Source organism: Bacillus sp. JJ1503 (genome assembly GCF_036965125.1).
Classification (GTDB): domain Bacteria; phylum Bacillota; class Bacilli; order Bacillales; family Cytobacillaceae; genus Cytobacillus.
The window spans coordinates 1-1713 of the sequence record NZ_JBALOZ010000544.1 but is presented as its reverse complement, the minus strand read 5'-3'; the positions used below and the strand labels follow the sequence as shown (position 1 = coordinate 1713).

Sequence of the window (1713 nt, the reverse complement as noted above, 5' to 3'; positions counted from 1 at the left end):
GAACATAGTCGAACTTTTGATTAGCCAAAGGTAAATCTTTAAAAAAGGAATAAAATTCATATGTATTCTGTATTTCATCTGGATATTTTTGTAACATTTTTTCAAAATGCTCAATTGGATCAACTAGTTTTTTCATAACAAACTCCTTACCTTTAAACATTAAGACATTTGTATTATAACACAAAAAAACTTGGATAAATAACACTAACAATATTGTTTAAAAGTATGAGGGTAATGAAAATGTGATAAGTACTTACGAGTTGTTCACAGTACGAAATTTAAGTGAACTTAATGATAGACCTGTATAGAGGAGTAATGATGCAATTCAAAATAAAAAAGCACCCATAGGATGCGAAAAGGTTAGTCTAAATATTGATTTTCTTATTATTAAAAAAGATAACAAAAGGTAGTTAAAATAATAACTCTAGTCAGAAACACAAGCATATGTCCAACTCCTTTTGAAAATGAGTAACTTAATAATCTAACAATATAATTATATTATTTAGTGTGTGTTTCTTAATTGTAAATTTATTGTTAATTTGCCTATAGGATGTTTTACACAGTGAAAGATCAGTTGATTAGGAGGGGTATAAAATCGCAAAAACGGAGTTGACTGTTCAATTAGAACGTCAAATTTATTCAGCGACAAAGAAACAAGGTATATTTGGCTGCTTTGAAGTAACAATCGGCTGGTTCGGTGATGAAAGAGTAGATTACATGACTTATGACACAAAGGGTATTTGGCGCTGTTATGAGATTAAAGTTTCTGTTTCGGATTTCAGAAGCAAAGCTAAGAAAACATTTTGTGGCAACTTTAATTATTATGTTATGACAAAAGAGTTGTATGAAACAGTTAAACACGAAATACCTTCTCATATTGGTGTATATGTTGGTAGAACGTCTGTAAAAAGAGCAAAAAGACAGGATTTAACCATTGATGAAGAAGTTCTTAAAAACTCATTGATCAGGTCATTGTCGAGAGAATCAGAGAAATTATATAGAAGCGATAATCCTTCTTTTGTTGAATCTATGAACCGTAGATTGAATAACGAAAGAAAGGAAAAAGAAAGGTATCGTTCTCAATACCAGGAGCTTATGCGTGAAGCAACTGAAAAATTCGGTAGAAGATGGCGTTCTAGTTAGTAAAAAAATGATAGGAGTGAAGAAGTTTGGAATGGAATAAAGAGACCGAGATTTTTATTATATTCTTTTATTATGTAATACCTGCAGTGATAATTGGACTGGTTTCTATTGGAGTTATTTTACTATTGAGGAATTTTAAAAGGTCTAGAAATAATGAGAAGAAAAATCAAAGAAACAAATGGTAGGAGGAGTTAATTTGGAGGATTAGCTAAAAGGAATTAAGGATGATTATCTTATAGGTGAATTGTTCAGAAAAGTTTGAATTTCTACTCCAAAAGATAATTTTGATTGGCTTATTGGTTATGCTAAAGAAATTCTAAAGGTTGAAAGTGAATTAAGGGATAAGGTTCAGCAACAGCAGCAGGAAATTGAACATCTAAGAAAAAACCTTAGAACAGCTAGTGATTTTGATGAATCGAAGCATAAAGAATTATTGAGACTTAGAGACATTATTGAAGAATTACTATACCACCATCCACCAGTTGATACTAATGTGAATTTTGATGAGCAATATGATGAATAAAAAAAGACAGCAAAAAAGGTATTAGTAAACAAAGGATAGAGTAAGTA

At 30.4% G+C, this 1713-nt stretch carries 1 protein-coding gene; it reads left to right on the top strand.

Annotated elements, in window-relative coordinates:
• The first annotated feature begins 609 nt into the window (after positions 1–609).
• Positions 610–1143 (top strand): hypothetical protein, encoded by a 534-nt coding sequence (locus V7149_RS26425; protein WP_335348519.1) that lies wholly within the window; start codon positions 610–612, stop codon positions 1141–1143.
• Positions 1144–1713 lie beyond the last annotated feature (570 nt).